Annotated in this window: 5 protein-coding genes; 4 read left to right on the top strand and 1 reads right to left on the bottom strand. The window is 71.2% G+C overall.

The window, feature by feature from the left end:
• The first annotated feature begins 127 nt into the window (after positions 1 to 127).
• Positions 128 to 766: a dephospho-CoA kinase gene (coaE, locus tag C0461_RS13870; RefSeq protein ID WP_292107832.1), complete on the top strand. Its 639-nt coding sequence runs from the start codon at positions 128 to 130 to the stop codon at positions 764 to 766.
• Positions 767 to 771: 5 nt separating this feature from the next.
• Positions 772 to 1,491, top strand: a complete 720-nt coding sequence (dnaQ, locus tag C0461_RS13865; RefSeq protein WP_292107831.1) for a DNA polymerase III subunit epsilon — start codon at positions 772 to 774, stop codon at positions 1,489 to 1,491.
• A gap of 1 nt (position 1,492) precedes the next feature.
• Here the strand turns inward: dnaQ and secB are convergent, their stop codons facing one another.
• Positions 1,493 to 2,014: a protein-export chaperone SecB gene (gene secB, locus C0461_RS13860; RefSeq protein ID WP_292107829.1), complete on the bottom strand. Its 522-nt coding sequence runs from the start codon at positions 2,012 to 2,014 to the stop codon at positions 1,493 to 1,495.
• 212 nt (positions 2,015 to 2,226) lie between these two features.
• Between secB and timA the strand changes: the two genes are divergently transcribed.
• Together timA and C0461_RS13850 are read left to right on the top strand one after the other, a co-directional pair.
• Complete coding sequence (timA, locus tag C0461_RS13855; protein ID WP_292107834.1) at positions 2,227 to 2,829, top strand: TIM44-related membrane protein TimA; 603 nt, start codon at positions 2,227 to 2,229, stop codon at positions 2,827 to 2,829.
• On the top strand, positions 2,829 to 3,601 hold a 773-nt coding region (locus tag C0461_RS13850), incomplete at its 3' end, for an MltA domain-containing protein (protein ID WP_292107828.1). The genes timA and C0461_RS13850, both read left to right, overlap by 1 nt.

Here is a 3,601-nt window from a genome sequence, read left to right as displayed (position 1 = left end):
CCGGCGTGGACGGGCTGGGCATGCTGACCGGGCAGGCCGGGCCCTCGTTCGCGTTCATTTTCGATCGGGCCCCGCCGGATCTGGACCCCCGCGCGGTGGTGCTGGCGCATCTGAAAGGGCTTGAGCCGTGATCGTGCTGGGCCTGACAGGCTCCATCGGCATGGGCAAGTCCACCACGGCGGCCCTGTTCGCTGAGGAAAGCGCCCTTGTGTGGGATGCGGACGCGGCGGTCCACGATCTCTACGCCTGGGGCGGGGCGGCCGTCGCGGCGGTGGAGGCCGCCTTTCCCGGGGTTTCGGGCCCGGACGGGGTGAACCGGGCCAGGCTGGCCGCGGCCCTGGGCGCGGACCCGGACGGCTACGCCCGGCTGGAGGCCATCGTCCATCCGCTGGTGCGCGAACACCGGGCCGACCTGATGGCCGAGGCGCGCGCGGCCGGGGCGCGGCTGCTGGTGCTGGACATTCCCCTGTTGATGGAGACCGGGGGCGACGCGGAGGTGGACGCGGTGGTGGTGGTCACGGCGCCGGCCGAGGTGCAGCGCGAACGGGTCCTGTCGCGGCCGGGCATGACCCCGGAGCGTTTCGCGGAGATCCTGGCCCGACAAACTCCGGACACGGACAAGCGCGCGCGGGCCGATTTCATCATCGAGACCCACAAGGGGCTGGATCACGCCCGGGATCAGGTGCGCGCGGTTGTGGATGAGGTGTTGAAACCCGGCTGGGCGGGCCGCCGGGGGATTCCATCGGGCGCCGAAACCCCGCAATAAGAGGCATGGCCCGCGAAATCGTCCTCGACACCGAAACCACCGGCTTTGATCCGAAGACGGGCGACCGGCTGATCGAGGTGGGCTGCATCGAGATCGACGACCTGCTGCCCACCGGCCGGACCTTTCATCGGCTGGTCAATCCCGAGCGGCTGATCCCGCCGGACGCCATTCGGGTGCACGGCATCACCGACGACAAGGTGCGCGGGGCGCCCAAATTCGCCGAGATGGCCGACGACCTGCTGGAATTCATCGCCGATGCCCCGGTGATCGCCCACAACGCCGCCTTCGACCGGGCCTTCATCAACCACGAGCTGGGCCTGTGCGGCCGGCTGCTGGTGGAGGAAGTGCGCTGGATCGACACCCTGGGCCTGGCCCAGACGCGGTTTCCCGGCATGGCCAATTCGCTGGACGCCCTGTGCAAGCGCTTCAAGATTTCCCTGGCCGAGCGGACCCTGCACGGGGCCCTGATCGACGCGCGCCTGCTGGCCGCGGTCTATCTGGAGCTGAAGGGCGGCAAGGAGCGGGTGCTGGATCTCAGCGCCGCGCGCGGCCCCACGGCGCCGGGCTTCAAGCCGGTCAGCTACGGCGAACGGCCCCGGCCGCTGCCCGGCCGCGTCTCGCCCGAGGAGGCGGCGGCCCACGCCGCCTTCCTGCAGAGCCAGTTCAAGGACCTGTCCCTGTGGCGCGGCTATGGACTGGAGGGGGCCGAAGCCCCCGCCTCCTGACTCAGGCCTGGCCCTGGGCCGGCGGGATGGCCGGTGCGCCGGTCTGCTGGGCCTTGCGGGCGGCGTAGATGGCCGCGAAGTCCAGCGGCTCCAGCAGGAAGGGCGGATAGAAGCCGCCGTCACTGGTGGCCGTGGCGATGATCTGGCGCGCGAAGGGGAACAGATAGCGCGGGCATTCGATCAGGAGCATCTTCTCGATGTCCTTCTCCTCGACGCCGCCGATCTGGAACAGGCCGCCGTAGAGCAGCTCGATCTGGAACATGGGCTGGTCGCCGGAGGCGGCCTTGACCGACAGCTTCAGGTCGATCTCGAACAGGCCGTCAGCGCGGCCCTGGGCATTCATCTCGACACCCATGTCGATCTGGGGCTTGCCCTCGAAGCGCAGGCTTTCCGGCGCCTTGGGGTTCTCGAACGAGAAATCGCGCACGTACTGGGTCAGGACGCGGAAATGCGGACCCGCGGGCGGCTGGGCGCCTTGGGGGACGGGATTGGACGCGCCGTTGTCGGGATTGGTGTCGGTCATGGGCAGGAAAGGTTCCGGTTTGGGGCAAACGCCAAGGTTTCGCCCGAAAGGACGTTCGCGGGGCTGCTAGCATCGGCGGACGCCGCCCGCAACGCCCGTCGCCGCACAGGAGAGGCTCGCGCCCGCCTTGCGCGTCCCTATATGAGCCCTTAAGCCCGAACGACGCCTTTCAGGAAAACGCCGTGTCCTCCTTTCCCTACGAACTCCTTCTGATGGCGGCCATCGCCGCCTTCGTCCTGTTCCAGCTCTACAATGTGCTGGGCAAGAAGGTGGGCCGCCAGCCCGAGGACGGGGTCAAGAAGCCGCCCCGCATCCCCGGCGCCCCGGCCGCGCCCGAACCGGATGCGCGTCCCGAGACCCCCGTGGACGCCGCCACCGCCGCTGCGGCCGCGGGGCTGAAGGCGCGCGACCCTTCGTTCGACCCCGTCCGGTTTCTGGATGGCGCGCGCGGGGCCTATGAGACCATCGTGCGGGCCTATGCGTCCGGAGACCGCGAGGCGCTAAGGCCCCTGCTGGCCCCCGCCGTGCTGAGCTCGTTCGAGGCCGGCATCACCGCCCGTGAAGGTCGCAGCGAGAAGGAAACGGTCGAATTCGTCCACCCGCCCCGCGCCGATCTGGAGGTGGCCACGGCCGAGGGCGACCGGGCCCGCGCCAAGGTGCTGTTCCTGGCCGAATTGCGCAGCACCGCCACCAGCGGTTCGGGCGACGAGACCGTGGACGAGCGCCGCACCGCCGAGCTGTGGACCTTCGAGCGCTCCATCGGGGCCAGCGATCCCAACTGGGTGCTGACCCGGGTTGAGGCGGCCAGCGCCTGATGCGTGGCGTCCTCCTGGCTGCGGTCCTGGCCCTGACGGCCGCCGCCTGCGCCACCGCTCCGACGCCCGTGACCGGGCCGGAGCCGACGCCGCAACCCCAGCCCGCCCCCCCTGTGCCCGGCGAGCCGGCCCCCTGGACGCCGGGGCCGTCCGATCCCGCCTTCGCCGCCCTGCCGGGCTGGGCCGGGGAGGATCACCTGGCCGCCCTGCGCGGCTACGCCGAGGGCTGCGGCGCCGACAGCCGCGCCTGGGGCGTGTGCGAGGCGGCGAAGCTGCTGGCCGCCGCGCCCGACGTGACCGGCGAGAACGCCCGCCTGTTTTTCGAGACCCGTTTCCGCCCCGAGGGCGGCGACGAAACCGGCCTGCTGACCGCCTATTTCGCGCCGGAGTACGAGGCCCGCGCCAAGCGCGACGCGGAATTCTCGGCGCCCCTGCTGGCGCCCCCGCCGGACCTGACGCGGACGCAAGGGCCCGACGGACGGGCCCTGTACCGCCAGCGGCTGCCGAACGGCACGGTCAGGGACTATCCTGACCGGGCCGCCATCGAGACCTCCCATGATCCGGCCCTCGTCATGGCCTGGCTGAAGCCGGAGGACCTGTTCTTCCTGCAGATCCAGGGCTCGGGCTATCTGACCTTCGCTGATGGGTCGACCGCGCGGGCGGCCTACGCCGCCGACAACGGGCTGCGGTTCCTGGGCATCGCCCGGCCCATGGCTGACGAGGGCCTGCTGCCCCGCGACGGAACCTCGGGCGAGGCCATCCGGCGCTGGCT

It is taken from the genome of Brevundimonas sp. (genome assembly GCF_013823285.1).
Classification (GTDB): domain Bacteria; phylum Pseudomonadota; class Alphaproteobacteria; order Caulobacterales; family Caulobacteraceae; genus Brevundimonas.
This window is presented reverse-complemented; position numbering and strand designations above follow the sequence as displayed.